Source organism: Pseudomonas sp. FGI182, assembly GCF_000511325.1.
Taxonomy (GTDB): domain Bacteria; phylum Pseudomonadota; class Gammaproteobacteria; order Pseudomonadales; family Pseudomonadaceae; genus Aquipseudomonas; species Aquipseudomonas putida_Z.
This window is the reverse complement of sequence record NZ_CP007012.1, coordinates 450,820-476,049: the sequence shown is the minus strand read 5'-3', so window position 1 is coordinate 476,049 and position 25,230 is coordinate 450,820. Positions and strand designations below refer to the sequence as shown.

The window sequence follows — 25,230 nt, the reverse complement described above, 5'->3', positions numbered from 1 at the left end:
GGCAAATACTATTAGGCTGCCGGTATCATTCTGGCCCTGGGTTGACTCATGTCCACACTTTATCGCACGACGCTGGCAATGTGCTGCCTGGCCTCGATCCTTCCACTCGGCGCCCTGGCCGCCGATGCCGAAAAACCATCCACCACCACCGAGGCACCCGCTGCCCAAGCCCCTCGCCCGCCGCTGCTGGAGCGCAGCCAGGAGGACGCCCAGGCGCTGGAGCGGCTGGTGCCCAAGGCCGAACAGCAGACCCTGCAGGCCGGTGCCGACAGCTTCCTGGCCCTGTGGAAACCGGCCAACGACAGCGACCCGCAGGGGGCGGTCATCATCGTCCCGGGGGCTGGCGAAACGGCTGACTGGCCAAATGCGGTCGGCCCGCTGCGGCAGAAGTTCCCCGATATCGGCTGGCACAGCCTGAGCATCAGCCTACCCGACCTGCTCGCCGACAGCCCGCAGGCGCGGGTCGAAGCCAAGCCGGCTGCCGAGCCGCAGCCAGACAAGGGCGAAAGCGCCCCGGCCAAGGACATGCCGGCCGATGCCAATGCCAACGTCGCCCAGGCCACCGCAGCCGATGCCGACACCGCGGAAAGCACTGACGCCAAACAGGCCAGCGAGCAAACCGACCCGGCCGATGCCGAGCGCATTTTTGCCCGCCTGGATGCTGCGGTGGCCTTTGCCCAGCAGCACAACGCCCGCAGCATCGTGCTGATCGGCCATGGCAGCGGCGCGTATTGGGCGGCCCGCTACCTGAGCGAGAAACAGCCACCGCAGGTGCAGAAACTGGTGATGGTTGCCGCGCAGACACCGGCGCGGGTGGAGCATGACCTGGAAAGCCTGGCGCCAACCTTGAAAGTGCCGACTGCCGACATCTACTACGCCACCCGCAGCGCTGACCGCAATGCTGCCGCGCAGCGCCTGCAGGCCAGCAAGCGGCAGAAGGACAGCCAGTACCGGCAGTTGTCGCTGATTGCCATGCCGGGGAACAAGGCGGCCGAGCAGGAGCAACTGTTCCGCCGGGTGCGGGGGTGGATGAGCCTGTAGGAGCGGCCTTGTGTCGCGAAAGGGCCGCAAAGCGGCCCCAGCGATATCTGTTGCGAAGCTGACTACTTGGGGCCGCTGCGCGCCCCATCGCGACACAAGGCCGCTCCTACAGGCCGCGCCGTTTGCGGATCATGGCATAAGCCTGATGCAGCTCCCGGGTCCGCTCGGTCGCTTCACGCACCTGCGCCTCACTGGCACCAGTGCCCGCCAGCTTGTCCGGGTGGTGCCGGCTGACCAGCCGACGATACGCCTGCTTGACCTTGTCGGCATCGGTATCCGCCTCGACCGCCAGCAAGCGCAACGCCGCCGCATAGGTCATGGCGACCCCTTCCGGACCCGCCGCCTTGCGTGGTTCGTACTCCAGCGACATGGCTTGCACCTGCCGCCGGCTCAGGCCCAGTTTCTGCCCCCAATCCAGCAGCAGTTCACGCTCCTTGTTGCCCATCTTGCCGTCGGCCCAGACCATGCGCCAACAGGCACGCAGGGTGCCCTCGGCCGCATGCGGCTGCTGGCGAATGCGCCGCAGGTGCCCACTCAGCCGGTCCTTGCCCGCCTTGCCACGGTTGAACGCGGCAATCGCACGCAGCCGGGCCGCTTCGGCCAGATCCAGGCGCACCATCTCCTGGCGCGCCTGCTGGATATGCTGCTCGCCCACCCGGCCATCGCACTTGGCCAGGCGCCCGAGCATCACGAACAGCAACTCATCGTCCTGCAAGGCCGGACGCCCGCCCAGGCGCTCACGCATGTCCTCCCAGCCCTGCAAACGCAGGCGGCGGTCCATGGCCTGGCCGAGCAACGCGCCGAGCAAGGCCCCGGGGATGCTGGCAACGGCAAAGCCGGCACCGGCACCAATCACCGTGCTTGGCCACCACATGTCAGGCGCGCTCGCCGATCAGGCGCTCGGCCTCGGCCAGACGCTCGAGCGTACCGACATCAACCCAGAGCCCACGGTAGTGCTCCCCACTGACCTGGCCCGCAGCCATGGCCTTGCGCAGCAACGGTGCCAGCTTGAAGGCGCCAGGCTGGCAGCCTTCGAACAGCGCCGGGTGCAGCACCGAAAGGCCGCTGAAGGTCAGCGTGCCAGGGGCATCATCACCATCGACCACCCGCTCGCCCACCAGGCGGAAGTCGCCGCGGCCGTGATGGCCTGGGTTGTCGACCAGCACCAGGTGAGCCAGGCCTTGCAGGGGAGCCTGCAGGCGCGCGAAGTCGTAGTCGGTCCAGACATCGCCGTTCACCAACAGGAACGGCGCGTCACCCAGCAATGGCAGGGCCTTGAAGATGCCACCGCCGGTTTCCAGCGGCTCGCCTTCGGGCGAATAGCGGATGCTCAGGCCGAAACGGCTGCCGTCACCCAGGTGGTCCTCGATCTGCTGGCCGAGCCAGGCATGGTTGATCACCACCTCGGTGACGCCCGCCGCAGCCAGGGCCCGCAGGTGATATTCGATCAGTGGCTGGCCGGCGACCGGGACCAGCGGCTTGGGGGTGTGCAGGGTCAGCGGGCGCATGCGCTCGCCTTTGCCCGCTGCCAAAATCATTGCCTTCATGCACGCGCTCCGGCCTGCAGCTCGGCAATCAGCTCACCCAGCTCCGCCAATTCGGGCCGGCGGCTGATCACTTCTTCTATATAGGCGAAGAAGCGCGGCACGTCGCCCAGGTAACGGGGTTTGCCGTCGCGGTGGCAGATACGGGCGAAGATGCCGATCACCTTCAGGTGGCGCTGCACACCCATCAGGTCGCTGGCACGCTGGAACGCCTCGAAGTCGGCCTGCACCGGGATGCCGGCAGCCTGCGCCTTCTGCCAGTAGTCGCGCAGCCAGCCTTCGACCCGCGCCTGCGGCCAACTGAGGAAGGCGTCCTTGAACAGGCAGGTGATGTCGTAGGTGACCGGGCCGTACACGGCATCCTGGAAGTCCAGCACGCCGGGGTTGGGCGTACTCTGCATCAGGTTGCGCGGCATGTAGTCGCGGTGCACCAGTACCTTGGGCTGGGCCAGTGCGCTTTCGATCAGCAGCTGGCTGATTCGTTGCCAGGTGGCTTTCTGGGCATCGCTGAAGGCCAGGCCAAGCTCACGGCCCACGTACCACTCCGGGAACAACTCGACTTCACGGCGCAGCAGCGCATCGTCGTAGCTGGGCAACGGCGCGTCCATCGGCAGGCGCTGGAACGCCAGCAGCGCGTCGATGGCATCGGCGAACAGGCCATCGGCGTTGTCGGCATCAATGATATCAAGGTATGTCTGGTGGCCCAGGTCACCCAGTAGCAGGAAGCCACGCTCCAGGTCCTGGGCATGGATCAGCGGCACGTGCACGTCGGCGCTGGCCAGCAAGTGGTCGATGGCGACGAACGGTCGGCAGTTTTCCTGCGGAGGTGGTGCATCCATGATCACGAAGCTGTGGCCGGCGCCCTGCCAGCGGAAATAACGACGGAAGCTGGCATCGCTGCTGGCCGCGGTCAGGCTGCCTGCGGGCACTTCGCCCCAGGCGTTTGTTCGGAAAAGATCATTGAGCTGCTCATCGAGCCAGACCGTCAGTTGTTGCAGGCGTACATCGTGTTCAGGCATTACAAGGGTCTCCGACGGCCCTAGCCGTCAAGCGGGTCATGCTTTATTATCCAGCATCTTTTTCAGACCATCGAGAGGCGTGCGGCCCCACACGCGGGCAGATGGCACGCAGGAAGCCCGGACTAATAAGATGGCATTGAAATCCCCCGCGTTTCGTAGAAAGTTTCCGTTGCTGGTAACCGGCGGTTTGCTGGCCCTGCAACCTCTGGCCACGTCTTACGTGGTGGCAGCCGAACAGTTCGACTGCCAAGTGTCCGCCTCCGGTGGTTGGGACTGCAAGCCCAAGACCCCAGCCAACAACCTGCCGCCGCGCCCGGTGCACGAGGGTGCTGCCGTCAGCACCGGCACCGAAGCCGCGAGCGAAGGCGAAACCGCGGACAGGCCGATGCTGGTCACCGAGGCCAAAGGCCGTGGCCTGAAGTCGCGTAGCGAAGACTACAGCCACCTGGACTGGGTTCCGCGTGAAAAGCTCACTGCCGCACAGCTGGCCGAAACCGGCCCGTACTGCGGTGGCGCCTACATCGAGCCAACCCGCCCGGGCATGGCCGACACCACGCCGAAGGACGAGTCGCCGACCTACATCAACGCCAAGGTATCCAAGTACCAGCAGGAGCAGCAGATCGCTACCCTCGCCGGTGACGTGGTGATGCGCCAGGGCAGCATGCAGGCCGAGGCCGACGAGGCCAACCTCTACCAGACCGAAAACCGTGGCGAGCTCAAGGGCAACGTCAAGATCCGTGACAACGGTTCGCTGGTGGTCGGTGACGAGGCACAGATCCAGCTCGACACGGGCGAAGCCCAGGTCGACAACGCCGAATACGTGATGCACAAGTCGCACATCCGCGGCAGTGCCCTGTACGCCAAGCGTGGCGAGAACGCCATCATCCGCCTCAAGGACGGTACGTACACCACCTGCGAACCGGGCAGCAACGCCTGGCAGCTGAAGGGCAACAACATCACCCTGAACCCGGCCACCGGTTTCGGTACCGCGACCAACGTTACGCTGCGGGTCAAGGATTTCCCGGTGTTCTACACACCGTACATCTACTTCCCGATCGACGACCGTCGCCAGTCCGGCTTCCTGCCGCCATCGTTCAGCAGCAGCAGCGACACCGGCTTCATGCTGGTCACGCCGTACTACTTCAACCTGGCGCCTAACTACGACGCCACGTTGTACCCGCGCTACATGACCAAGCGCGGCCTGCTGATGGAAGGCGAGTTCCGCTACCTGACGCCTTCCAGCGAAGGCCAGTTCGGTGGTGCGTACCTCAACGACAAGAACGACGACCGCAAAGACCAGACTGACTACAAAGAACAGCGCTGGATGGTCAACTGGCAGCACAAGGGCGGGCTGGACGAGCGCCTGATGACCGAGGTGGACTACACCGACATCAGCGACCCGTTCTACTTCCAGGACCTGGAATCTGATCAGATTGGTGTTGAAAGCAAGGACATCCTGGATCAACAGGGCGCACTGACATGGCGCGGCGACAGCTACACCGCGCGACTGAACGTGCATGCCCATGAAATGGCGACCATCTCCCAGATCACGCCGTATGACCGCCTGCCGCAGATTACCTTCAATGGCAAGCTGCCGTACGAGCCAGGTGGGCTCAATATTGCCTACGAAACCGAGGCAGTCCGTTTCGATCGTGATCTGAAAGACGACTTCGTATTCAACGAGGATGGCAACCCAGATACCAGCGTTGGCGGCGTGGCGGGTAAACGACTCGACGAAAATATCTTCGGCGTAGCCCGTTCCACGGGCAACCGCTTCAATGTCGCCCCGTCGATCAGCCTGCCGATGGAAGCCAGCTATGGCTACATCACGCCGAAATTGAAGTACATGTACACGCACTATGACCTTGATCTGGACAGCAAGGGCAAGCAAGACCTGATCGATAACCCAGGGCGGATCGATCTTTACGGTGACTTCAAGAGCAATCAGAACCGCGACGTTCCGATCTTCAGCGTCGACAGTGGTTTGTACTTCGACCGCAACACATCGCTGTTCGGCACGAACTACAAGCAGACCCTCGAACCGCGCCTGTTCTATCTCTACGTTCCGTACAAGGACCAGGTGGACATCCCGCTGTTTGACTCCGGCGAGACGCTCTTCAGCTACGATTCCCTGTTCCGTGACAACCGTTTCAGCGGTGTCGACCGTATCGGTGACGAGAACAAGCTGTCGCTGGGTGTGACCACCCGCTGGATCGAAGACAACGGTTTCGAGCGCCAAAACTTCAGCATCGGTCAGGCGTACTACTTCAAGGACCGCAAGGTCCAGTTGCCGGGCATCGACTACCGCGACCGCAAGGATGCGCAGTCCGATGTGTCGCCGTACGCTCTGCTGTACAACTACTATTTCAACCGCGACTGGCGCTTCAATTCGGACTTCAACTGGGACCCGGACAGCCGCAGCACCCGCTCGGGCAGCGCGATGTTCCACTACCAGCCTGAAGACAACCCGAACAAGGTGGTCAACCTCGGTTATCGCTACCGTAACGACACCATCGCCTACGACTCCACGACCGGTACCTGGAAAGTGGGCGGCGGCGACTATGGCACCCCGGGCAGTCCTAACTACGTGAAGGACTACTACAAGATCCAGCAGCATGACTTCTCCGTCATCTGGCCGATCGTTCCGCAGTGGAGCGTCATCGCTCGCTGGCAGCATGACTACAACCGCAACCGCACCCTGGAAGCCATGGGCGGTTTCGAGTACGACAACTGCTGCTGGAAGCTGCGCCTGATCAACCGTTACTGGATCGACTACGACGACTTCAGCCAAGCCCTGCCTCAGAACGAAAAAGGCGACCACGGCATCTTCCTTCAGATCGTCCTGAAAGGCCTCGGTGGTGTAGTCGGCAACAAGGTCGAATCTTTCCTCGACCAAGGCATTCAAGGTTATCGTGAACGTGAAGACCAAGCTTATTGATCGACTGCGCCCGGCGTTGCTGGGCGTTGCATTGCTGAGTGGCGCGGTGCATGCCGCGGTGCAACCTCTTGATCGCGTGGTGGCCATCGTCGACAACGACGTGGTCATGCAAAGCCAGCTGGACCAGCGTGTCCGCGAGGTCCAGCAAACCATCGCCAAGCGTGGCGGCGGCATGCCGCCTGCCGGTGCGCTGGACCAGCAGGTACTGGAACGTCTGATCGTCGAGAACCTGCAACTGCAGATCGGCGAGCGCTCCGGCATCCGCATCACCGACGAAGAACTGAACCAGGCCATGGGCACCATTGCCCAGCGCAACGGCATGTCGCTGGACCAGTTCCGCGCCGCCCTGGCCCGTGACGGCATGTCGTTCGACGACGCCCGCGAGCAGGTCAAGCGCGAGATGATCATCAGCCGCGTGCGCCAGCGCCGCGTGGCCGAGCGTATCCAGGTGTCCGAGCAGGAAGTGAAGAACTTCCTCAACTCCGACCTTGGCAAGATGCAGATGTCGGAAGAGTACCGCCTGGCCAACATCCTGATCCCGACCCCGGAAGCGGCCAACTCGGAAGCCATCCAGGCCGCCGCGCGCCAGGTTGGCGATGTGTACCAGCAGCTCAAGCAGGGCGCGGACTTCGGCCAGATGGCCATTGCCCGCTCCGCCAGCGAAAACGCCCTGGAAGGCGGCGAGATGGGCTGGCGTAAAGCCGGCCAGCTGCCGCCAGACTTCGCCAAGATGCTCAGCAGCATGCCGGTTGGCGAAATTACCCAGCCTATCCGCATTCCCAACGGCTTCATCATCCTCAAGCTCGAGGAGAAGCGTGGTGGCAGCGAGAACGTGCTGCGTGACGAAGTGCACGTTCGCCACATCCTGATCAAGCCGAGCGAAATCCGCAGCGAGGCGGCCACCGAGCAACTGGCCGAACGCCTGTACGAGCGCATCAAGAACGGCGAAGACTTCGGCGAGCTGGCCAAGAGCTTCTCGGAAGACCCGGGTTCGGCGCTCAACGGCGGCGACCTCAACTGGGTTGACCCGAACAGCCTGGTACCGGAGTTCCGCGAGCAGATGGCCAACGCCGCCCAAGGCGAAGTCACCCGTCCGTTCAAGACCCAGTACGGCTGGCATGTCCTGGAAGTGCTGGGCCGTCGCGCCACCGACAGCACCGAGCAGGCTCGTGAGCAACAGGCCATGAACGTACTGCGCAACCGCAAGTACGACGAAGAGCTGCAGACCTGGCTGCGCCAGATCCGCGACGAGGCCTACGTTGAAATCAAGCTGCCTGGCGCTGACCAGGCCGCCCAGTGAAGCCCCTGCGCTTCGCCGTCACCCCCGGCGAGCCGGCCGGCATAGGCCCCGACCTGTGCCTGCTGCTCGCCGCAGACGCCCAGCCCCACCCCCTGATCGCCATCACCAGCCGTGACCTGCTCGCCGAGCGGGCCACGCAGCTGGGGCTGGCCGTCAACCTGCTGCCGGTAGCGCCGGACCTATGGCCCGAGCAGCCGGCGCCAGCGGGTAGCCTGTACGTCTGGGATACCCCCCTGGCGGCCCCGGTAGTGCCGGGCCAGCTCGACAAGGCGAATGCCGCGTTCGTGCTGGAAACCCTGACCCGTGCCGGGCAAGGCTGCCTGGACGGGCACTTCGCCGGGATGATCACCGCCCCTGTACACAAGGGCGTGATCAACGAAAGCGGTATCGCCTTCTCCGGGCATACCGAATTCCTTGCCGAGCTGACCCACACCGCGCAAGTGGTGATGATGCTGGCCACCCGTGGCCTGCGTGTGGCCCTGGTGACCACACACCTGCCGCTGCGCGACATTGCCGACGCCATCACTGCCGAGCGCGTCGAGCGTGTAACCCGTATCCTGCATGCCGACATGCGCGACAAGTTCGGCATTGCCAACCCGCGCATCCTGGTGTGCGGCCTCAACCCGCACGCGGGCGAGGGCGGCCACCTGGGCCGCGAGGAAATCGACATCATCGAGCCGACCCTGGCCCGCCTGCGCACCGAAGGCATGGACCTGCGCGGGCCGCTGCCGGCCGATACCCTGTTTACCCCCAAATATCTGGAGCACTGCGATGCGGTGCTGGCGATGTACCACGACCAGGGCTTGCCTGTACTCAAGTACAAAGGCTTCGGCGCTGCAGTCAACGTGACCCTGGGCCTGCCGATCATCCGCACGTCGGTCGACCACGGCACCGCCCTGGACCTGGCCGGCACTGGCAAGGTCGACACCGGCAGCCTGCGCGTCGCGCTGGAAACCGCCTACCAGATGGCCGAGAACCGACCATGAACGAGCAATACCAACACCGGGCGCGCAAGCGCTTCGGCCAGAACTTCCTGCACGATGCCGGCATCATCGACCGCATCCTGCGTGCCATCAACGCCAAGGCCGGCGAACATCTGCTGGAAATCGGCCCCGGCCAGGGCGCCCTGACCGAAGGCCTGCTGGGCAGCGGGGCACAGCTGGACGTGGTGGAACTGGACAAGGACCTGGTGCCGATCCTGCAGCACAAGTTTGCCGGTCGCAGCAATTTCCGCCTGCACCAGGGCGACGCCCTGAAGTTCGACTTCAACCAGCTGGGCGTGCCACCGCGCAGCCTCAAGGTGGTGGGCAACCTGCCCTACAACATCTCCACTCCACTGATCTTCCACCTGCTCAGCCATGCCGGGCTGATCCGCGACATGCACTTCATGTTGCAGAAGGAAGTGGTCGAGCGCATGGCCGCCGGCCCTGGCGGTGGTGACTGGGGGCGTCTGTCGATCATGGTGCAGTACCACTGCCGGGTCGAGCACCTGTTCAACGTTGGCCCTGGCGCCTTCAACCCGCCGCCGAAAGTGGACTCGGCCATCGTCCGCCTGGTGCCGCACGAAGTGCTGCCGTACCCGGCCAAGGACGCAAAGCTGCTGGAGCAGGTGGTACGCGAAGCCTTCAACCAGCGCCGCAAGACACTGCGCAACACCATGAAAGGCCTGCTCGACAGCGCGGCCATCGAAGCTGCCGGCGTGGACGGCAGCCTGCGCCCTGAACAGCTGGACCTGGCCGCCTTCGTGCGCCTGGCTGACCAGTTGGCTGACCAACAAGCCTGATATCTCCTGTACCGGCCCTATCGCCGGCAAGCCGGCTCCCACAGGTACTCCACAGCCCTCAAAATCTGCGCAGTACCTTGTAGGAGCAGCCTTGTGCTGCGAAGAAGCCAGTAGGGCGAAAGATTTTCTTCGACAGTAATGGCCTCTTCGCAGCACAAGGCTGCTCCTACAGGTGCTGTGCATGCCTTGAAACCCATGCCGGCCAGGTGGGAGCGGGTTTACCCGCGAAAGGGCCGGGACAGACAACACAAATCCCCAAGCCCCTCACCGCTGGCCCTTCCCCCTCTCAATGGCCTAGACTGCATTATTGCGTCAGTTCGCCCAAGGCCCTTGCATGTCCGACCCCCGCTATCAGATCGACGTCAGCGTCGTGACCCGCTACCTCAAAGAACAATCCGACCCCGAAAACAGTCGTTTCGCTTTCGCCTACACCATCACCGTGCAGAACAATGGCTCGCTCAAGGCCAAGCTGCTGTCGCGCCACTGGCTGATCACCAACGGTGACGGCGAGGTCGAGGAGGTGCGTGGCGCCGGTGTGGTCGGCCAGCAGCCCAATATCGACCCGGGCCAGAGCCATACCTACAGCAGCGGAGCGGTCATCAGCACCCGCGTGGGCACCATGCAGGGCAGCTACCAGATGTTCGCCGAAGACGGCAAACGCTTCGATGCCGAGATCGCGCCCTTCCGCCTGGCGGTGCCCGGGGCGCTGCACTGATGGCTACCTACGCCGTCGGTGACCTGCAGGGCTGCCTGCAGCCACTCAAGTGCCTGCTCGAACGGGTCAACTTCAACCCCGCCGTCGACCGCCTGTGGCTGGTCGGCGACCTGGTCAACCGCGGCCCCGAGTCACTGGAAACCCTGCGCTTCCTTTATTCGATCCGCCAGTCGCTGGTGTGCGTGCTGGGCAACCATGACCTGCACCTGCTGGCCGCCTGGCACAACGTCGAACGCCTGAAGAAAAGCGACACCCTGCGCGAGATCATCGAAGCGCCGGACGCCGACCAGCTGTTCGACTGGCTGCGCCAGCAAAAGCTGCTGCATTACGACGAACCCCGTGGCATTGCCCTGGTTCACGCCGGCATTCCACCGCAATGGACCTTGGGCAAAGCCCTGGAGCTGGCCGCCGAGGTCGAGGAAGTGCTGCGCGACGACGAGCGCCTGAAGCTGTACCTGGACGGCATGTACGGCAACGAGCCGAACAAGTGGAGCAAGAACCTCAGCGGCATCGAACGCCTGCGGGTCATCACCAACTGCCTCACGCGCATGCGCTTCTGCACCGCCGAGGGCAAGCTCGACCTCAAGAGCAAGGAAGGCCTGAATACCGCCCCCAAGGGCTACAAGCCCTGGTACGCACACAAAGGCCGACGCTCACGCCACGTGAAGATCATCTTCGGCCACTGGGCCGCCCTGCAGGGGCAGGTCGACGAGCCCGGCATCATCGCCCTGGACACCGGTTGCGTGTGGGGCGGTGCCATGACCCTGTACAACGTCGACAGCGGCGAATACCACCGCTGTGACTGCAGCGACGACGGCAACTTACGCCTCCCCACCCAAACGCCTACACTGAACGATCAATCCTGAAGGAAGCCGTACCCATGAGCGAATTCAAGCGCATCCCTCCCGAACAGGCCTTGGCCCTGCGCGCGCAAGGTGCGGTAGTCGTCGACATTCGCGACCCGCAGGCCTTTGCCGCCGGCCACATCACCGGTGCCAAGCATCTGGATAACCATTCGGTCGCCGAGTTCATCCGCAATGCCGACCTCGATGCCCCAACCCTGGTGGTGTGCTACCACGGCAATTCCAGCCAGAGCGCTGCGGCCTATCTGGTGGGCCAAGGCTTCTCGGACGTATACAGCGTGGACGGCGGCTTTGAGCTGTGGCGCGCCACCTACCCGGCCGAAACCGCCCAGGGCACTGCCGAATAATTTTTTCATTTTTACTGCAGCCCGCGCCCCATGCGGGCTTGCGGCTTATCTGACGAACGGTCGTTCGCAACTTCTCCGCCCCTCGCCCTTGACCTTGCGGATAACCAACTATTCTTAAGCGCAGGCCATCCAGAAAAAGGGGAGAGCCGGTACACCGGCGTGCGGGTCATCGGTAGCGTTACAGGGTGTTCTGGGGGGTATACAGCAATCGGCAACCCCGGTTGCATGCCAGCATCAGCTGACTGATCCGGCGTCGTCTCCACGTATCGAGCGAGGTGACGTCATGAGTATTTTTAGCCACTTCCAACAACGTTTCGAGTCTACGCGCCAGGAAGAACTCTCGCTGCAGGAGTACCTCGAGCTGTGCAAAGAGGATCGCAGTGCCTACGCATCGGCGGCCGAACGGCTGTTGCTGGCCATCGGTGAGCCGGAGCTGATCGACACCTCAACCAACTCCAGACTGTCGCGAATCTTCTCCAACAAGGTTATCCGCCGCTATCCGGCCTTTGCCGACTTCCATGGCATGGAAGAGTGCATCGACCAGATCGTGTCCTACTTCCGCCACGCCGCCCAAGGCCTGGAGGAAAAGAAACAGATCCTCTATCTGCTGGGCCCGGTGGGCGGCGGTAAGTCGTCGCTGGCCGAAAAACTCAAGCAGCTGATGGAAAAGGTACCGTTCTATGCCATCAAGGGCTCGCCGGTATTCGAGTCGCCCCTGGGCCTGTTCAACGCCACCGAAGACGGGGCCATCCTCGAGGAAGAGTTCGGCATCCCGCGGCGCTACCTGAACACCATCATGTCGCCCTGGGCCACCAAGCGCCTGCAGGAGTTCGGCGGCGACATCAGCAAGTTCAAGGTGGTGAAGCTGTACCCGTCGATCCTCAACCAGATCGCCATCGCCAAGACCGAACCCGGTGACGAAAACAACCAGGACATTTCGGCGCTGGTCGGCAAGGTGGATATCCGCAAGCTCGAGGAATTCCCGCAGAACGACGCCGACGCCTATGCCTATTCGGGCGCGCTGTGCCGGGCCAACCAGGGCCTGATGGAATTCGTCGAGATGTTCAAGGCACCGATCAAGGTCCTGCACCCGTTGCTCACCGCCACCCAGGAAGGCAACTACAACAGTACCGAAGGCCTCGGCGCCATCCCCTACTCCGGGATTCTGCTGGCCCACTCCAACGAATCGGAATGGCACACCTTCCGTAACAACAAGAACAACGAGGCGTTCATCGACCGGATCTACATCGTCAAGGTGCCGTACTGCCTGCGCGTCAGCGACGAAATCAAGATCTACGACAAGCTGCTGATCAACAGTTCGCTGGCCAAGGCCCACTGCGCGCCAGACACGCTGAAGATGCTCGCCCAGTTCACCGTACTATCGCGCCTGAAAGAGCCGGAAAACTCCAACATCTATTCGAAGATGCGGGTGTACGATGGGGAAAACCTCAAGGACACCGATCCGAAGGCCAAGTCGATCCAGGAGTACCGCGATGCCGCCGGCGTCGACGAAGGCATGAACGGCCTGTCGACCCGCTTCGCCTTCAAGATCCTGTCCAAGGTATTCAACTTCGACCCGCATGAAGTGGCCGCCAACCCGGTGCACCTGCTGTATGTGCTGGAGCAGCAGATCGAGCAGGAACAGTTCCCGGCCGAGGTGCGCGAACGCTACCTGCGCTACCTGAAAGAGTACCTGGCCCCGCGCTACATCGAGTTCATCGGCAAGGAAATCCAGACCGCCTACCTGGAATCCTACAGCGAATACGGCCAGAACATCTTCGACCGCTACGTGCTGTACGCAGACTTCTGGATCCAGGACCAGGAATACCGCGACCCGGAAACCGGCGAAATCCTCAACCGTATCGCCCTCAACGAAGAACTGGAGAAGATCGAGAAGCCGGCCGGCATCAGCAACCCGAAAGATTTCCGCAACGAAATCGTCAACTTCGTGCTGCGTGCCCGGGCCAACAACAACGGCAAGAACCCAAGCTGGCTGAGCTACGAAAAGCTGCGGGTGGTGATCGAGAAGAAAATGTTCTCCAACACCGAGGACCTGCTGCCGGTCATCAGCTTCAACGCCAAGGCAAGCAAGGAGGACCAACAGAAACACAACGACTTCGTCACGCGCATGGTGGAGCGTGGCTACACCGACAAACAGGTTCGTCTGCTGTCGGAATGGTACCTGCGGGTCAGGAAATCGCAATAAAGCGACAAGCTACCCACCGCGCGCCCAGGGCTGCTATGCCAGCCCTGGGCGGCGGCAGCTGCTTTGCTGCCTTTACGTGCAGCAGCTCGTAGCTTGAAGCGTGCAGCTGTTCCCAGCTACCGGAGGGACCATGAGCTACGTTATAGATCGACGCCTGAACGGCAAGAACAAGAGCACGGTGAACCGCCAGCGCTTCCTGCGGCGGTACCGCGAACACATCAAGAAAGCCGTCGAAGAGGCGGTAAGCCGCCGTTCCATCATGGACATGGAACATGGCGAGCAGATCAGCATCCCGGGGCGCGACATCGACGAACCGGTGCTGCACCATGGTCGCGGGGGCAAGCAGACCATCGTGCACCCAGGCAACAAGGAATTCACCGCCGGTGAACACATCCCCAGGCCACAAGGCGGTGGCGGTGGCAGCGGCCGAGGCAAGGCCGGCAACTCCGGCGAAGGCATGGACGACTTCGTCTTCCAGATCACCCAGGAAGAATTCCTCGAGTTCATGTTCGAGGACCTCGAACTGCCCAACCTGGTCAAACGTCACCTGACCGGGGCAGACACCTTCAAGACCGTGCGCGCCGGTATCGCCAACGAAGGCAACCCGTCACGCATCAACATCGTGCGCACCCTGCGTTCGGCCCATGCCCGGCGTATCGCCCTGACCGGCAGCAGCCGCGCACTGCTGCGCGAAGCGCAGAAGGAACTCGCCCGCCTGAAGGTCGAGGAACCCGACAACTTCACCGATATCCAGGAAGTCGAACACGAGATCGAACGCCTGAAGGCACGCATCAACCGCCTGCCCTTCCTCGACACCTTCGACCTCAAGTACAACCTGCTGGTCAAGCAGCCCAACCCCAGCTCCAAGGCAGTGATGTTCTGCCTGATGGACGTGTCCGGCTCGATGACGCAGGCCACCAAGGACATCGCCAAGCGCTTCTTCATCCTGCTGTACCTGTTCCTCAAGCGTAACTACGACCGCATCGAAGTGGTGTTCATCCGCCACCACACCAGCGCCCGTGAAGTCGACGAGGAAGAATTCTTCTATTCGCGGGAAACCGGCGGCACCATCGTTTCCAGCGCGCTGAAGCTGATGCAGGAGGTCATGGCCGAACGCTACCCGGCCAGCGACTGGAACATCTACGCCGCCCAGGCTTCCGACGGCGACAACTGGAACGACGACTCGCCGATCTGCCGCGACATCCTGGCCAAGCAGATCATGCCGCATGTGCAGTACTACACTTACGTTGAAATCACCCCGCGTGAACACCAGGCGCTGTGGTACGAATACGAGCGCATCGGCGAAGCCTTCCCCGACACGTTCGCCCAGCAGCAGTTGGTATCGGCCGGCGATATCTACCCGGTCTTCCGTGAACTCTTCCAGCGCAGGTTAGCCACATGACCGCCAGAGCACAGAGACGCCAACCTATTTCCACCGGGTCCGAGTGGACGTTCGAACTGATCCAGACCTACGACCGGGAAATCAGCCGCCTGGCCGAGCGTTACGCCCTGGACACCTACCCCAACCAGATCGAGGTGATTACCGCCGAGCAGATGATGGACGCCTACGCCTCGGTCGGCATGCCGCTGGGTTATCACCACTGGTCCTACGGCAAGCAGTTCCTCAGCACGGAGAAGTCCTACAGCCGTGGCCAGATGGGCCTGGCCTACGAGATCGTGATCAACTCCGACCCGTGCATCGCCTATCTGATGGAAGAAAACACCATGTGCATGCAGGCACTGGTAATCGCCCATGCCTGCTACGGCCATAACAGTTTCTTCAAGGGCAACTACCTGTTCCGCACCTGGACCGACGCCAGCTCGATCATCGACTACCTGGTGTTCGCCAAGCAGTACATCGCCCAGTGCGAAGAGCGCCATGGCATCGATGCCGTGGAAGACCTGATCGACTCCTGCCATGCCCTGATGAACTACGGCGTCGACCGTTACAAGCGGCCTTATCCGATTTCCGCCGAAGAGGAGCGGCGGCGGCAGAAGGAGCGCGAGGAGCACCTGCAGCGGCAGATCAATGACCTGTGGCGGACCATTCCGAAGAGTGCCGACAAGGGTAACGAGCGCGATGATGCACGCTTCCCCGCCGAACCGCAGGAAAACATCCTGTATTTCATCGAGAAGAACGCCCCGCTGCTGGAGCCCTGGCAACGTGAAGTGGTGCGCATCGTGCGCAAGATCGCCCAGTATTTCTACCCGCAGCGCCAGACCCAGGTGATGAACGAAGGCTGGGCGACGTTCTGGCACTACACGCTGATGAACGACCTGTACGACGAGGGGCTGATCACCGAAGGCTTCATGATGGAGTTCCTGCAGTCGCACACCAGCGTGGTGTTCCAGCCCGGCTTCGACAGCCCCTACTACAACGGCATCAACCCCTACGCACTGGGCTTTGCGATGTACACCGACATACGCCGCATGTGCGAGAACCCGACTGAAGAAGATCGCCGCTGGTTCCCCGACATTGCCGGCAGTGACTGGCTTTCTACCATCAAGTTCGCCATGAGCAGCTTCAAGGACGAGAGCTTCATCCTGCAGTACCTGTCGCCGAAGGTCATGCGCGATCTGAAGCTGTTCAGCATCCTCGATGACGACCAGCGCGACGACCTGTATGTACCTGCCATCCACGACGAGGCCGGCTACCGGACTATTCGCGAACTGCTGGCGGCGCAGTACAACCTGGGCAACCGCGAACCGAACGTGCAGATCTGGAGCGTCGACCGCCGCGGCGACCGCTCGCTGACCTTGCGTCACCAGCAACACAACCGCAAACCGCTGGGCGACTCTACCGATGAAGTGCTCAAGCACCTGCACCGCCTGTGGGGCTTCGACATCCACCTGGAGACCGTCCAGGGCGAGCAGGTGATGAAGACCCACCACATGCCACCACGCGGCGAGCACGGCGAAAGTGCCGACTACGGCCGCATGGACCTGGCTGTCATCCACCACCTCTAGTGCCACGCCATGAGTGCCGACAGGGTATCCTGTCGGCAGTTATGGAGAGCTGCACATGCACATCTACAAAGTCGGCGGCGCCGTGCGCGACCGCCTGCTCGGCCGCCCTGTCAGCGATATCGACTGGCTGGTGGTCGGCGCCACGGTCGAGGAAATGCACGCCAAGGGCTTTCGCCCCGTTGGCGCTGATTTCCCGGTGTTCCTGCACCCGAAAACCGGCGAGGAATATGCCCTGGCGCGCACCGAGCGCAAGAGCGGGCGCGGCTACGGCGGCTTCACCTTCCACGCCAGCCCCGATGTGACCCTGGAAGAAGACCTGATCCGCCGTGACCTGACCATCAATGCAATGGCCGAGGACGAGACGGGTACGGTGTACGACCCCTATCACGGCCAGAGCGATCTCGATCAGCGCCTTTTGCGCCATGTTTCCCCGGCATTCGCCGAAGATCCATTGCGTGTGCTGCGTGTTGCGCGCTTTGCTGCCCGTTATGCGCCGCTGGGTTTCCGGGTTGCCGATGAGACGCTTGAGCTGATGCGCCAGATCAGCGCCTCGGGCGAACTGCAGGCGCTGACCGCCGAGCGCAGTTGGAAGGAAATCGAGCGGGCGCTGATGGAGGCGCAGCCGCAGGTGTTCTTCCAGGTGCTGCATGCTTGTGGGGCCCTGCAGGAGCTGCTGCCAGAGCTTGATGACGCTCCCCAGGCCCTGGCGGCGCTGGAACAGGCGGCAATGCATGAACGGCCCCTGCATGTACGCTGGGCCTGCCTGCTGCAGTCGCTGACACCGGCCGCGATCAAAGCCATCAACCAGCGCCTGAAGGCGCCGCGGGAGTGCCAGGAGCTGGCGCTGCTGACGGGTGAGTGCCTGAAGCTGGGCAACCAGGCGCAGGAGCTGCCTGCCACGGCACTGCTGGAGCTGTTGCAGAAGTTCGATGTGTACCGGCGGCCACAGCGGTTCGAAGACTTCCTGATCGCTTGCGAGATGACAGCGCTGGGCGAGGGCAAAGCGGGTTATCCACAGGCCGACTACCTGCGAAGGGCAGCGGCGGCGGCGCGGGCAGTGGATGTCAAGCCGTTGGTGCAGGCAGGGCTTACTGGCCAGGCCTTGGGGGAAGCGCTCAAAGGTGAACGGCTGAGAGCGCTCGAGGCTTACAAGCTCGGCTGAACATACCGGCCCTTTCGCGGCTAAAGCCGCTCCCACAGGTACGGCGTTGCTCTCGAGGTTGTCGCTGTACCTGTGGGAGCGGCTTTAGCCGCGAAAGGGCCGGTACAGGCTTACGCGGGAGTCAGCTGCAACCCACGCCACTCAAAGGCAACCGGGGCCAACACCTGATCAATCCGCGCCTCCTGCCACAACTGCGCCATTGTCTTGCCTACCCCCGGATGTACCAGCTCCGGCGCCAGCAGCGACAGCGGCCACAACACAAAGGCGTTCTTCAGGATCTCGGCTCGAGGCAACACCAGCCCATCGAACGTGCCGTGCAGGCCGTCATACATCAGCACGTCGATATCCAGCGGCAGGCCCTTGCGGTCCGGCGCATAGCGACCATTGTCGGCCTCGATGAACTTCAACCGGCGGTCCAGTTCGATCAACGGCAATGCAGTCTGCCCGGTCACCACGAAGTTGATGAATGGCCCGCTCTTGATCCCCACCGCCTGGCTTTCGAACGCCGGCGAACAGCGCATGTCGGTCAGGATGCCCGCCAACGCATCGAGCCCGGCGCACAAGTGCACCTCGCGGTCGATGTTGCTGCCAAGGCCCAGGTAAACCGTGCTCAGAGACATCCGCGCTCGATCTCCACGCCAACACCACCACGGGCCGCCGGCACCGCACCCGGCTTGGTCAGTTTCAACCGCACCCACGGGATGTGGAACTCTTCCATCAACGTCGCCACCAGGCGCTCGGCGAAGGTTTCCACCAACTCGAAACGGGCCTGTTCGGCAAACGCCTGGATGCGCGCCGACACACTGGCATAGTCCAGTGCCAGGTTCAGGTCGTCACCGGCCGCAGCCGGGCGGTTGTCCCAGGCAAAGCTCAGGTCCAGGCGCAAGCACTGGCGAATATCCCGCTCCCAGTCATAGGCACCGATGACGGTATCGACTTCCAGGCCTTCGATGAACACTCTGTCCAAGCACTTCTCTCCACAGCACGACAAGGGCGACTGGCGCCGTTAGAATCAGGGCGTCCTCGCCCGGAATAGTTAGCATGTTTTGGTTACTGGCGTTGCTCGCCTACCTGCTCGGCTCGCTGTCCTTCGCCATCGTCCTCAGCCGCCTTACGGGCAGCCCGGACCCGCGTTCCAGCGGTTCAGGCAATGCCGGCGCCACCAACATGCTACGCCTGGCAGGCCGCAAACTGGCGATCCTGACCCTGCTTGGCGACCTGTGCAAGGGCCTGTTGCCGGTATTGCTCGCCCGCGGTGCCGGGCTGGACCTGCACGCGCAGGCCTGGGTTGGCGTGTGCGCAGTGCTGGGCCACCTGTTCCCGCTGTACTTCCGCTTCCAGGGCGGCAAGGGCGTGGCAACCGCCGCCGGCATGCTCATGGCCCTGTACTTCCCGGCCGCGCTGCTGGCCATCGGTGCCTGGCTGCTGACCTTCTACCTCACCCGCACCAGCTCGCTGGCGGCGCTGATCGCCACACCGCTGACCTTGCCATTGCTGGCCTGGCGCGAGCCAGAGGCCCTGCTGCCGATCACCGTGCTGACAGCGATGATCGTATGGCGCCACCGCAGCAACCTGCGCGACCTGTTCGCAGGCCGCGAACGGCACTTCTAACGCTTAAACCGGCGGCAACTGCTCCATCGGCCAACGTGCCTGCACGCTGATTGCCAGGTCCTGCTTTTGCCCGGCCAACAACCGCTGGCAGCCGGCATAGGCGATCATCGCGCCGTTGTCGGTGCAGAACTGCGGGCGCGCGTAGTACACGTTGCCCTTGATGCTGCCGAGCATGTCCTCGAGGGATGCACGCAGGGCCTTGTTGGCGCTGACGCCACCAGCAATGACCAGGCGCTTGAGGCCAGTCTGCTTCAACGCCCGCTTGCACTTGATGGTCAAAGTCTCCACCACCGCCTGCTGGAATGCCAGGGACAGGTCGCAACGGGTTTGCTCACTGTCGTCGCCGGCATCGCGGCACTGCTGCCAGGTGTTCAGGGCAAAGGTTTTCAGGCCGCTGAAGCTGAACTCCAGGCCCGGGCGGTCGGTCATCGGCCGCGGGAACACGAAGCGGCCAGGCACGCCGCGCTCGGCCAGGCGGGCGATTTCCGGGCCACCGGGGTAGTTCAGGCCGATCAGCTTGGCGGTCTTGTCGAACGCTTCGCCGGCGGCGTCATCCAGGCTCTCGCCCAGCAGCTCGTACTGGCCGATGCCATCGACCCGCACCAACTGCGTGTGGCCACCGGAAACCAACAAAGCGACGAACGGAAACTCCGGCGGGTTTTCTTCCAGCATGGGTGCCAGCAAGTGGCCTTCCATGTGGTGTACGCCAATCGCCGGGATGTCCCAGGCAAAGGCCAGCGCCTGGGCGCAGGAGGCCCCCACCAGCAGGGCACCGACCAGGCCAGGGCCCGCGGTGTAGGCGATGGCGTCGATCTCGGTGGCGACGCAGCCGGCCTCATCCAGCACCTGGCGGATGAGTGGCAGCATGCGCTTGACGTGGTCACGCGAGGCAAGCTCTGGCACCACACCGCCGAACACGCGGTGCAGGTCGATCTGGCTGAACAGCGCGTCGGCCAACAAACCGCGTTCGCTGTCGTATAATGCGACGCCAGTTTCGTCGCAGGATGTTTCCAATCCCAGTACTAGCATGGGTTCGTCCCTTGTGGGGGCTGAATTCGAAGCCGCGCATGATAGTCCCCGTGTCGGATGCCGACCAGCGGTTTTCGATCAGAGGCTTTGCATTCCGGCTTGCTAAGGGTTAACATCCGCAACCCTTGAAAACCGACGTTCTCCAGCACACCTTTGTTTTGCCAGGAGCACGTCTACCCCGGTAATGAATTAAGGTAGCCCTGGATGCCAGCCGTCAAAGTTAAAGAGAACGAACCCTTCGACGTAGCTCTGCGTCGTTTCAAGCGCTCCTGCGAAAAAGCCGGTGTACTGGCTGAAGTTCGTAGCCGCGAGTTTTACGAGAAGCCGACCGCCGAGCGTAAGCGCAAAGCAGCTGCTGCTGTTAAGCGTCACGCCAAGAAAGTTCAGCGCGAACAGCGCCGCGCCGTTCGTCTGTACTAATACAGACGTTCTACGCAAAGCTTCTGCCCTGCCCGGCTAACCGCCGGGCGATGGCAGTGGTCGCTTCAAACTTGAGCAGCTAGCTCAAGGCCCTGCACAAGCTTCATGCGAACTGCACATGGGCAACCTGCCTGAAACGTCAGAGCTGGTCCTCCTTGTTGTATGACCAGACGTGCACGTCCGACTGACGGGCCCTCAGGGGCCGGCGACGAGCACACATTCCCTCGCACTTTCCCAAGCGGCACTCGCCCCATTCGGCGCGTGAGCGATTAGACTTGCCAGCTGCCAGATGACGAGACTGCCATGGCCGGGCTGATTCCCCAGAGTTTCATCGACGACCTTATCAACCGCCTCGACATCGTCGACGTGGTGAGTTCGCGCGTCCAGCTGAAAAAAACCGGCAAGAACTACTCCGCCTGCTGCCCGTTCCACAAGGAAAAGACCCCTTCCTTCACGGTCAGCCCCGACAAGCAGTTCTACTACTGCTTCGGCTGCGGTGCCGGCGGCAACGCCCTGGGCTTCGTCATGGACCACGACAACCTGGACTTCCCCCAGGCCGTCGAGGAGCTGGCCCGCGCCGCCGGCATGGAAGTGCCCCGCGAGCAAGGCCGCCGCGACCACAAGCCGCGCCAGCCAACCGACTCGCCACTGTACCCGCTGCTGGACGCCGCCTCCGAGTTCTACCGCCAGGCCCTGCGCAGCCACCCGACCCGCAAGGCGGCTGTGGATTACCTCAAGGGCCGTGGCCTGTCCGGGGAAATCGCCCGCGACTTCGGCCTGGGCTTCGCCCCACCAGGCTGGGACAACCTGCTCAAGCACCTGGGTGCCGACACTCTGCAGCAGAAGGTGATGATCGATGCCGGCCTGCTGATCGAGAACGCCGAAAGCGGCAAGCGCTATGACCGCTTCCGCGACCGGGTGATGTTCCCGATCCGCGACAGCCGCGGGCGCATCATCGCCTTCGGTGGCCGGGTGCTCGGCGACGACAAACCCAAGTACCTGAACTCCCCGGAAACCCCGGTGTTCCACAAGGGCCAGGAACTCTACGGCCTGTACGAGGCACGCAAGCACAACCGCAACCTCGACGAAATCATCGTCGTCGAGGGTTACATGGACGTCATTGCCCTGGCCCAGCAGGGCCTGCGCAACGCCGTGGCCACCCTCGGCACCGCCACCAGCGAAGAGCACCTCAAGCGCCTGTTCCGCGTGGTACCCAGCGTGCTGTTCTGCTTCGACGGTGACCAGGCCGGGCGCAAGGCCGCCTGGCGCGCCCTGGAGTCGACCCTGTCGAACCTGCAGGACGGCCGCCGCGCGCGCTTCCTGTTCCTGCCCGAAGGCGAAGACCCGGACAGCCTGGTGCGCGCCGAAGGCACCGATGCCTTCATGGCCCGCATCAACCAGCACGCCCAGCCGCTGGCCGATTACTTCTTCGAGCAACTAGGCGTCGAAGCCGACCCGCGCTCGCTGGAAGGCAAGGCGCATATGGCGACCCTGGCCGCACCGCTGATCGAAAAGATCCCCGGCGCCAACCTGCGCCAGCTGATGCGCAACCGCCTGAAGGAAATCACCGGCCTCGACCCGCAGCAGGTCGAGCAACTGGCGCAACACGCCCCGGCCGCCAGCAGCGTGCCGGACTACGACCCTGGCTACGACTACGACGCCATGGCCAGCTACACCCCCGACTACGGCGACATGCCGCAGCACGACTTCGCCCCCGTTCATCAGGAACAGGAGTGGAAGCCGAACAAGGGCGCGGGCAAGAAGCAGTGGAGCGACAAACCCTGGGACAAGAACCGCAAGGGTGGCAAGCCATGGCAGCAACGTGACGAAGCGCCACCACGCGTACCGGCCCCGGTCGAGCCGCCCACCCTGGCCGCCCTGCGCACCCTGCTGCACCACCCGCTGCTGGCCGGCAAGGTGGAGGATGCCAGCCACTTCGCCGACGAAGAACACCTGTACAGCCAGCTTCTGGTGGCACTGATCGAAGCCGCGCAGAAAAATCCTGGGCTAAGCTCAATGCAGTTGATCGCACGTTGGCACGGCACCGAACAGGGGCGCCTGCTGCGGGCTCTGGCGGAAAAGGAATGGCTGATCGTGGCCGACAACCTTGAACAACAGTTTTTCGACACTATAACTAGCTTGTCCGCCCGCCAACGCGAGCGCAGCCTGGAACAACTGCTCAGGAAATCACGTCAAAGCGAATTGACCAGCGAGGAAAAAACCCAGCTCCTCGCCCTGCTGAGCCGGAATGTTCCCGCACAAACGCCGACCTCATCTGGCGCGTGAGGCCCATGCTCGGGTATAATCCTCGGCTTGTTTTTTGCCCGCCAAGACCTTCAGTGGATAGGGTGTTATGTCCGGAAAAGCGCAACAGCAGTCTCGTATCAAAGAGTTGATCACCCGCGGTCGTGAGCAGGGCTACCTGACTTACGCGGAGGTCAACGACCACCTGCCTGAGGATATTTCAGATCCGGAACAGGTGGAAGACATCATCCGCATGATCAACGACATGGGGATCAACGTATTCGAGAGTGCTCCGGATGCGGATGCCCTTCTGTTGGCGGAAGCCGACACCGACGAAGCCGCGGCCGAAGAAGCCGCTGCTGCGTTGGCGGCAGTTGAAACCGATATCGGCCGCACGACCGACCCGGTGCGCATGTACATGCGCGAAATGGGTACCGTCGAGCTGCTGACCCGCGAAGGCGAGATCGAAATCGCCAAGCGTATCGAGGAAGGCATCCGTGAAGTCATGGGCGCCATCGCCCACTTCCCGGGCACTGTCGACTACATTCTCGGCGAATATGACCGTGTCACCACCGAAGGTGGCCGTCTGTCCGACGTTCTCAGCGGTTACATCGACCCTGATGACAATATCGCCGCGCCGACCGAAGAAGTGCCGATCCCGGGCACCAAGGCCGCCGCCGCGAAGGAAGAGTCCGACGACGACGAGGAAGAATCCGAAAGCGGTGACGACGAGGAAGAGGCCGAGAGCGGCCCGGACCCGGAAGTCGCTCGCCAGCGTTTCGGTGCGGTCAACGATCAGCTTCAGGCCACCAACAAGGTCCTGAAGAAGAACGGTCGCGCCCACAAGGAAAGCATCGACGCCCTGCAGGCCCTGGCCGACCTGTTCATGCCGATCAAGCTGGTACCGAAGCAGTTCGAGGTACTGGTAGAGCGTGTTCGTGACGCCCTGAACCGCCTGCGCCAGCAGGAACGCGCCATCATGCAGCTGTGCGTGCGTGATGCCCGCATGCCGCGTGCCGACTTCCTGCGCATGTTCCCGAGCAACGAAACCGACCAGACCTGGAGCGGTGACCTGGCCAAGCGCAACACCAAGTGGGCGGCCGCCCTGGGTGAAAAGGACGCTGCCATCGTCGCTTGCCAGCAGAAGCTGATCGACCTTGAGACCGAAACCGGCCTGACCGTTGCCGAGATCAAGGAAATCAACCGTCGCATGTCGATCGGTGAAGCCAAGGCCCGCCGCGCCAAGAAAGAAATGGTCGAGGCGAACCTGCGTCTGGTGATCTCCATCGCCAAGAAGTACACCAACCGTGGCCTGCAGTTCCTCGACCTGATCCAGGAAGGCAACATCGGCTTGATGAAAGCGGTGGACAAGTTCGAATACCGTCGCGGCTACAAGTTCTCGACCTACGCCACCTGGTGGATCCGCCAGGCGATCACCCGTTCGATCGCCGACCAGGCGCGCACCATCCGTATTCCGGTGCACATGATCGAGACGATCAACAAGCTCAACCGTATTTCCCGCCAGATGCTGCAGGAAATGGGTCGCGAACCGACCCCGGAAGAGCTGGGCGAGCGCATGGAAATGCCTGAGGACAAGATCCGCAAGGTACTGAAGATCGCCAAAGAGCCGATCTCCATGGAAACCCCGATCGGTGACGACGAAGATTCGCACCTGGGCGACTTCATCGAGGACTCGACCATGCAGTCCCCGATCGACGTGGCCACGGTCGAAAGCCTCAAGGAAGCCACCCGTGACGTGCTCTCGGGCCTGACCGCACGCGAAGCCAAGGTGCTGCGCATGCGTTTCGGTATCGACATGAACACCGACCACACCCTCGAAGAGGTCGGCAAGCAGTTCGACGTGACCCGCGAGCGGATCCGTCAGATCGAAGCGAAGGCGTTGCGCAAACTGCGCCACCCGACTCGCAGCGAGCATCTGCGCTCCTTCCTCGACGAGTGATGACAAAACCCCGGCCCAGGCCGGGGTTTTTCTTTTCCGGCCCTGCGCGATCCCTGTGGGAGCCGGCTTGCCGGCGATGGG

General features: G+C 62.9%; 22 protein-coding genes. 16 read left to right on the top strand and 6 right to left on the bottom strand.

All coding sequences use genetic code 11. The annotated features are described in order from the left end of the window. The first annotated feature begins 48 nt into the window (after positions 1-48). Complete coding sequence (locus C163_RS02015) at positions 49-1,041, top strand: alpha/beta hydrolase family protein (protein WP_025337465.1); 993 nt, start codon at positions 49-51, stop codon at positions 1,039-1,041. A 106-nt stretch (positions 1,042-1,147) separates the two neighbouring features. Here C163_RS02015 and C163_RS02010 read toward each other — a convergent pair whose 3' ends face one another. Genes C163_RS02010 through C163_RS02000 form a run of 3 tightly spaced genes read right to left on the bottom strand, consistent with a single transcriptional unit; the run spans position 1,148 to position 3,604 of the window. Then, positions 1,148-1,915 (bottom strand): TerB family tellurite resistance protein, encoded by a 768-nt coding sequence (locus C163_RS02010; RefSeq protein ID WP_025337464.1) that lies wholly within the window; start codon positions 1,913-1,915, stop codon positions 1,148-1,150. A gap of 1 nt (position 1,916) precedes the next feature. Then, a complete protein-coding gene (murU, locus tag C163_RS02005; RefSeq protein WP_025337463.1) occupies positions 1,917-2,588 on the bottom strand; it encodes an N-acetylmuramate alpha-1-phosphate uridylyltransferase MurU in 672 nt (223 codons plus the stop codon). Next, a complete protein-coding gene (locus C163_RS02000) occupies positions 2,585-3,604 on the bottom strand; it encodes an aminoglycoside phosphotransferase family protein (protein WP_025337462.1) in 1,020 nt (339 codons plus the stop codon). The genes murU and C163_RS02000 overlap by 4 nt, the downstream gene beginning before the upstream one ends. 130 nt (positions 3,605-3,734) lie before the next feature. Here C163_RS02000 and C163_RS01995 point away from each other — a divergent pair, with 130 nt between their 5' ends. The 11 genes from C163_RS01995 (at position 3,735) to C163_RS01945 (ending at position 17,885) form a co-directional block, all read left to right on the top strand. Continuing rightward, positions 3,735-6,542 (top strand): LPS-assembly protein LptD, encoded by a 2,808-nt coding sequence (locus C163_RS01995; protein ID WP_025337461.1) that lies wholly within the window; start codon positions 3,735-3,737, stop codon positions 6,540-6,542. Beyond that, positions 6,523-7,842, top strand: a complete 1,320-nt coding sequence (locus C163_RS01990) for a peptidylprolyl isomerase (RefSeq protein WP_015268722.1) — start codon at positions 6,523-6,525, stop codon at positions 7,840-7,842. Before C163_RS01995 ends, C163_RS01990 begins: the two co-directional genes overlap by 20 nt. Then, positions 7,839-8,828: a 4-hydroxythreonine-4-phosphate dehydrogenase PdxA gene (pdxA, locus tag C163_RS01985; protein ID WP_025337459.1), complete on the top strand. Its 990-nt coding sequence runs from the start codon at positions 7,839-7,841 to the stop codon at positions 8,826-8,828. The genes C163_RS01990 and pdxA overlap by 4 nt, the downstream gene beginning before the upstream one ends. After that, positions 8,825-9,625, top strand: a complete 801-nt coding sequence (rsmA, locus tag C163_RS01980) for a 16S rRNA (adenine(1518)-N(6)/adenine(1519)-N(6))-dimethyltransferase RsmA (protein ID WP_025337458.1) — start codon at positions 8,825-8,827, stop codon at positions 9,623-9,625. The genes pdxA and rsmA overlap by 4 nt, the downstream gene beginning before the upstream one ends. A gap of 334 nt (positions 9,626-9,959) precedes the next feature. Continuing rightward, positions 9,960-10,340, top strand: a complete 381-nt coding sequence (gene apaG / locus C163_RS01975) for a Co2+/Mg2+ efflux protein ApaG (protein ID WP_012270198.1) — start codon at positions 9,960-9,962, stop codon at positions 10,338-10,340. Beyond that, a complete protein-coding gene (locus C163_RS01970) occupies positions 10,340-11,206 on the top strand; it encodes a symmetrical bis(5'-nucleosyl)-tetraphosphatase (RefSeq protein WP_025337457.1) in 867 nt (288 codons plus the stop codon). Before apaG ends, C163_RS01970 begins: the two co-directional genes overlap by 1 nt. A gap of 14 nt (positions 11,207-11,220) precedes the next feature. Further along, the gene (gene glpE / locus C163_RS01965) at positions 11,221-11,550 is read left to right on the top strand and encodes a thiosulfate sulfurtransferase GlpE (RefSeq protein WP_025337456.1); all 330 of its coding nucleotides are present in this window, start codon (positions 11,221-11,223) and stop codon (positions 11,548-11,550) included. 283 nt (positions 11,551-11,833) lie between these two features. Further along, positions 11,834-13,756, top strand: coding sequence for a PrkA family serine protein kinase (locus tag C163_RS01960; protein WP_015268718.1), 1,923 nt, complete (start codon positions 11,834-11,836; stop codon positions 13,754-13,756). 130 nt (positions 13,757-13,886) lie between these two features. Beyond that, a complete protein-coding gene (locus C163_RS01955; protein ID WP_013970586.1) occupies positions 13,887-15,158 on the top strand; it encodes a YeaH/YhbH family protein in 1,272 nt (423 codons plus the stop codon). Next, the gene (locus tag C163_RS01950; protein WP_025337455.1) at positions 15,155-16,723 is read left to right on the top strand and encodes a SpoVR family protein; all 1,569 of its coding nucleotides are present in this window, start codon (positions 15,155-15,157) and stop codon (positions 16,721-16,723) included. Before C163_RS01955 ends, C163_RS01950 begins: the two co-directional genes overlap by 4 nt. Positions 16,724-16,778: 55 nt before the next feature. Beyond that, on the top strand, positions 16,779-17,885 hold the full coding sequence (locus C163_RS01945) for a multifunctional CCA addition/repair protein (RefSeq protein ID WP_025337454.1): 1,107 nt from the start codon (positions 16,779-16,781) through the stop codon (positions 17,883-17,885). Between the two features lie 110 nt (positions 17,886-17,995). Here the strand turns inward: C163_RS01945 and folK are convergent, their stop codons facing one another. Together folK and folB are read right to left on the bottom strand one after the other, a co-directional pair. Beyond that, entirely contained in the window at positions 17,996-18,505 is a 510-nt protein-coding gene (gene folK, locus C163_RS01940; RefSeq protein WP_025337453.1) for a 2-amino-4-hydroxy-6-hydroxymethyldihydropteridine diphosphokinase, read from the bottom strand. Continuing rightward, positions 18,496-18,852 carry a dihydroneopterin aldolase gene (gene folB / locus C163_RS01935; RefSeq protein ID WP_004375185.1) on the bottom strand — a complete coding sequence of 119 codons (357 nt, stop codon included), beginning with the start codon at positions 18,850-18,852 and terminating at the stop codon, positions 18,496-18,498. The genes folK and folB overlap by 10 nt, the downstream gene beginning before the upstream one ends. A 74-nt stretch (positions 18,853-18,926) precedes the next feature. Between folB and plsY the strand changes: the two genes are divergently transcribed. After that, positions 18,927-19,496: a glycerol-3-phosphate 1-O-acyltransferase PlsY gene (gene plsY / locus C163_RS01930; protein ID WP_013970581.1), complete on the top strand. Its 570-nt coding sequence runs from the start codon at positions 18,927-18,929 to the stop codon at positions 19,494-19,496. A gap of 3 nt (positions 19,497-19,499) precedes the next feature. Here the strand turns inward: plsY and tsaD are convergent, their stop codons facing one another. Then, positions 19,500-20,525: a tRNA (adenosine(37)-N6)-threonylcarbamoyltransferase complex transferase subunit TsaD gene (tsaD, locus tag C163_RS01925; RefSeq protein WP_025337452.1), complete on the bottom strand. Its 1,026-nt coding sequence runs from the start codon at positions 20,523-20,525 to the stop codon at positions 19,500-19,502. 204 nt (positions 20,526-20,729) lie between these two features. Between tsaD and rpsU the strand changes: the two genes are divergently transcribed. The 3 genes from rpsU (at position 20,730) to rpoD (ending at position 25,149) form a co-directional block, all read left to right on the top strand. Beyond that, complete coding sequence (rpsU, locus tag C163_RS01920) at positions 20,730-20,945, top strand: 30S ribosomal protein S21 (RefSeq protein WP_003255575.1); 216 nt, start codon at positions 20,730-20,732, stop codon at positions 20,943-20,945. Positions 20,946-21,248: 303 nt separating this feature from the next. Next, positions 21,249-23,231 carry a DNA primase gene (dnaG, locus tag C163_RS01915; RefSeq protein WP_025337451.1) on the top strand — a complete coding sequence of 661 codons (1,983 nt, stop codon included), beginning with the start codon at positions 21,249-21,251 and terminating at the stop codon, positions 23,229-23,231. A 67-nt stretch (positions 23,232-23,298) separates the two neighbouring features. Then, positions 23,299-25,149, top strand: coding sequence for an RNA polymerase sigma factor RpoD (gene rpoD, locus C163_RS01910; RefSeq protein ID WP_025337450.1), 1,851 nt, complete (start codon positions 23,299-23,301; stop codon positions 25,147-25,149). Positions 25,150-25,230 lie beyond the last annotated feature (81 nt).

Bases quoted from the DNA above. Each gene is read 5' to 3' on its own strand.
- C163_RS02015 (WP_025337465.1), top strand. From the start codon at position 49: ATGTCCACACTTTATCGCACGACGCTGGCAATGTGCTGCCTGGCCTCG.
- C163_RS02010 (WP_025337464.1), bottom strand. From the start codon at position 1,915: ATGTGGTGGCCAAGCACGGTGATTGGTGCCGGTGCCGGCTTTGCCGTT.
- murU (WP_025337463.1), bottom strand. From the start codon at position 2,588: ATGAAGGCAATGATTTTGGCAGCGGGCAAAGGCGAGCGCATGCGCCCG.
- C163_RS02000 (WP_025337462.1), bottom strand. From the start codon at position 3,604: ATGCCTGAACACGATGTACGCCTGCAACAACTGACGGTCTGGCTCGAT.
- C163_RS01995 (WP_025337461.1), top strand. From the start codon at position 3,735: ATGGCATTGAAATCCCCCGCGTTTCGTAGAAAGTTTCCGTTGCTGGTA.
- rsmA (WP_025337458.1), top strand. From the start codon at position 8,825: ATGAACGAGCAATACCAACACCGGGCGCGCAAGCGCTTCGGCCAGAAC.
- apaG (WP_012270198.1), top strand. From the start codon at position 9,960: ATGTCCGACCCCCGCTATCAGATCGACGTCAGCGTCGTGACCCGCTAC.
- C163_RS01970 (WP_025337457.1), top strand. From the start codon at position 10,340: ATGGCTACCTACGCCGTCGGTGACCTGCAGGGCTGCCTGCAGCCACTC.
- glpE (WP_025337456.1), top strand. From the start codon at position 11,221: ATGAGCGAATTCAAGCGCATCCCTCCCGAACAGGCCTTGGCCCTGCGC.
- C163_RS01960 (WP_015268718.1), top strand. From the start codon at position 11,834: ATGAGTATTTTTAGCCACTTCCAACAACGTTTCGAGTCTACGCGCCAG.
- C163_RS01955 (WP_013970586.1), top strand. From the start codon at position 13,887: ATGAGCTACGTTATAGATCGACGCCTGAACGGCAAGAACAAGAGCACG.
- C163_RS01950 (WP_025337455.1), top strand. From the start codon at position 15,155: ATGACCGCCAGAGCACAGAGACGCCAACCTATTTCCACCGGGTCCGAG.
- C163_RS01945 (WP_025337454.1), top strand. From the start codon at position 16,779: ATGCACATCTACAAAGTCGGCGGCGCCGTGCGCGACCGCCTGCTCGGC.
- folK (WP_025337453.1), bottom strand. From the start codon at position 18,505: ATGTCTCTGAGCACGGTTTACCTGGGCCTTGGCAGCAACATCGACCGC.
- plsY (WP_013970581.1), top strand. From the start codon at position 18,927: ATGTTTTGGTTACTGGCGTTGCTCGCCTACCTGCTCGGCTCGCTGTCC.
- tsaD (WP_025337452.1), bottom strand. From the start codon at position 20,525: ATGCTAGTACTGGGATTGGAAACATCCTGCGACGAAACTGGCGTCGCA.
- rpsU (WP_003255575.1), top strand. From the start codon at position 20,730: ATGCCAGCCGTCAAAGTTAAAGAGAACGAACCCTTCGACGTAGCTCTG.
- dnaG (WP_025337451.1), top strand. From the start codon at position 21,249: ATGGCCGGGCTGATTCCCCAGAGTTTCATCGACGACCTTATCAACCGC.
- rpoD (WP_025337450.1), top strand. From the start codon at position 23,299: ATGTCCGGAAAAGCGCAACAGCAGTCTCGTATCAAAGAGTTGATCACC.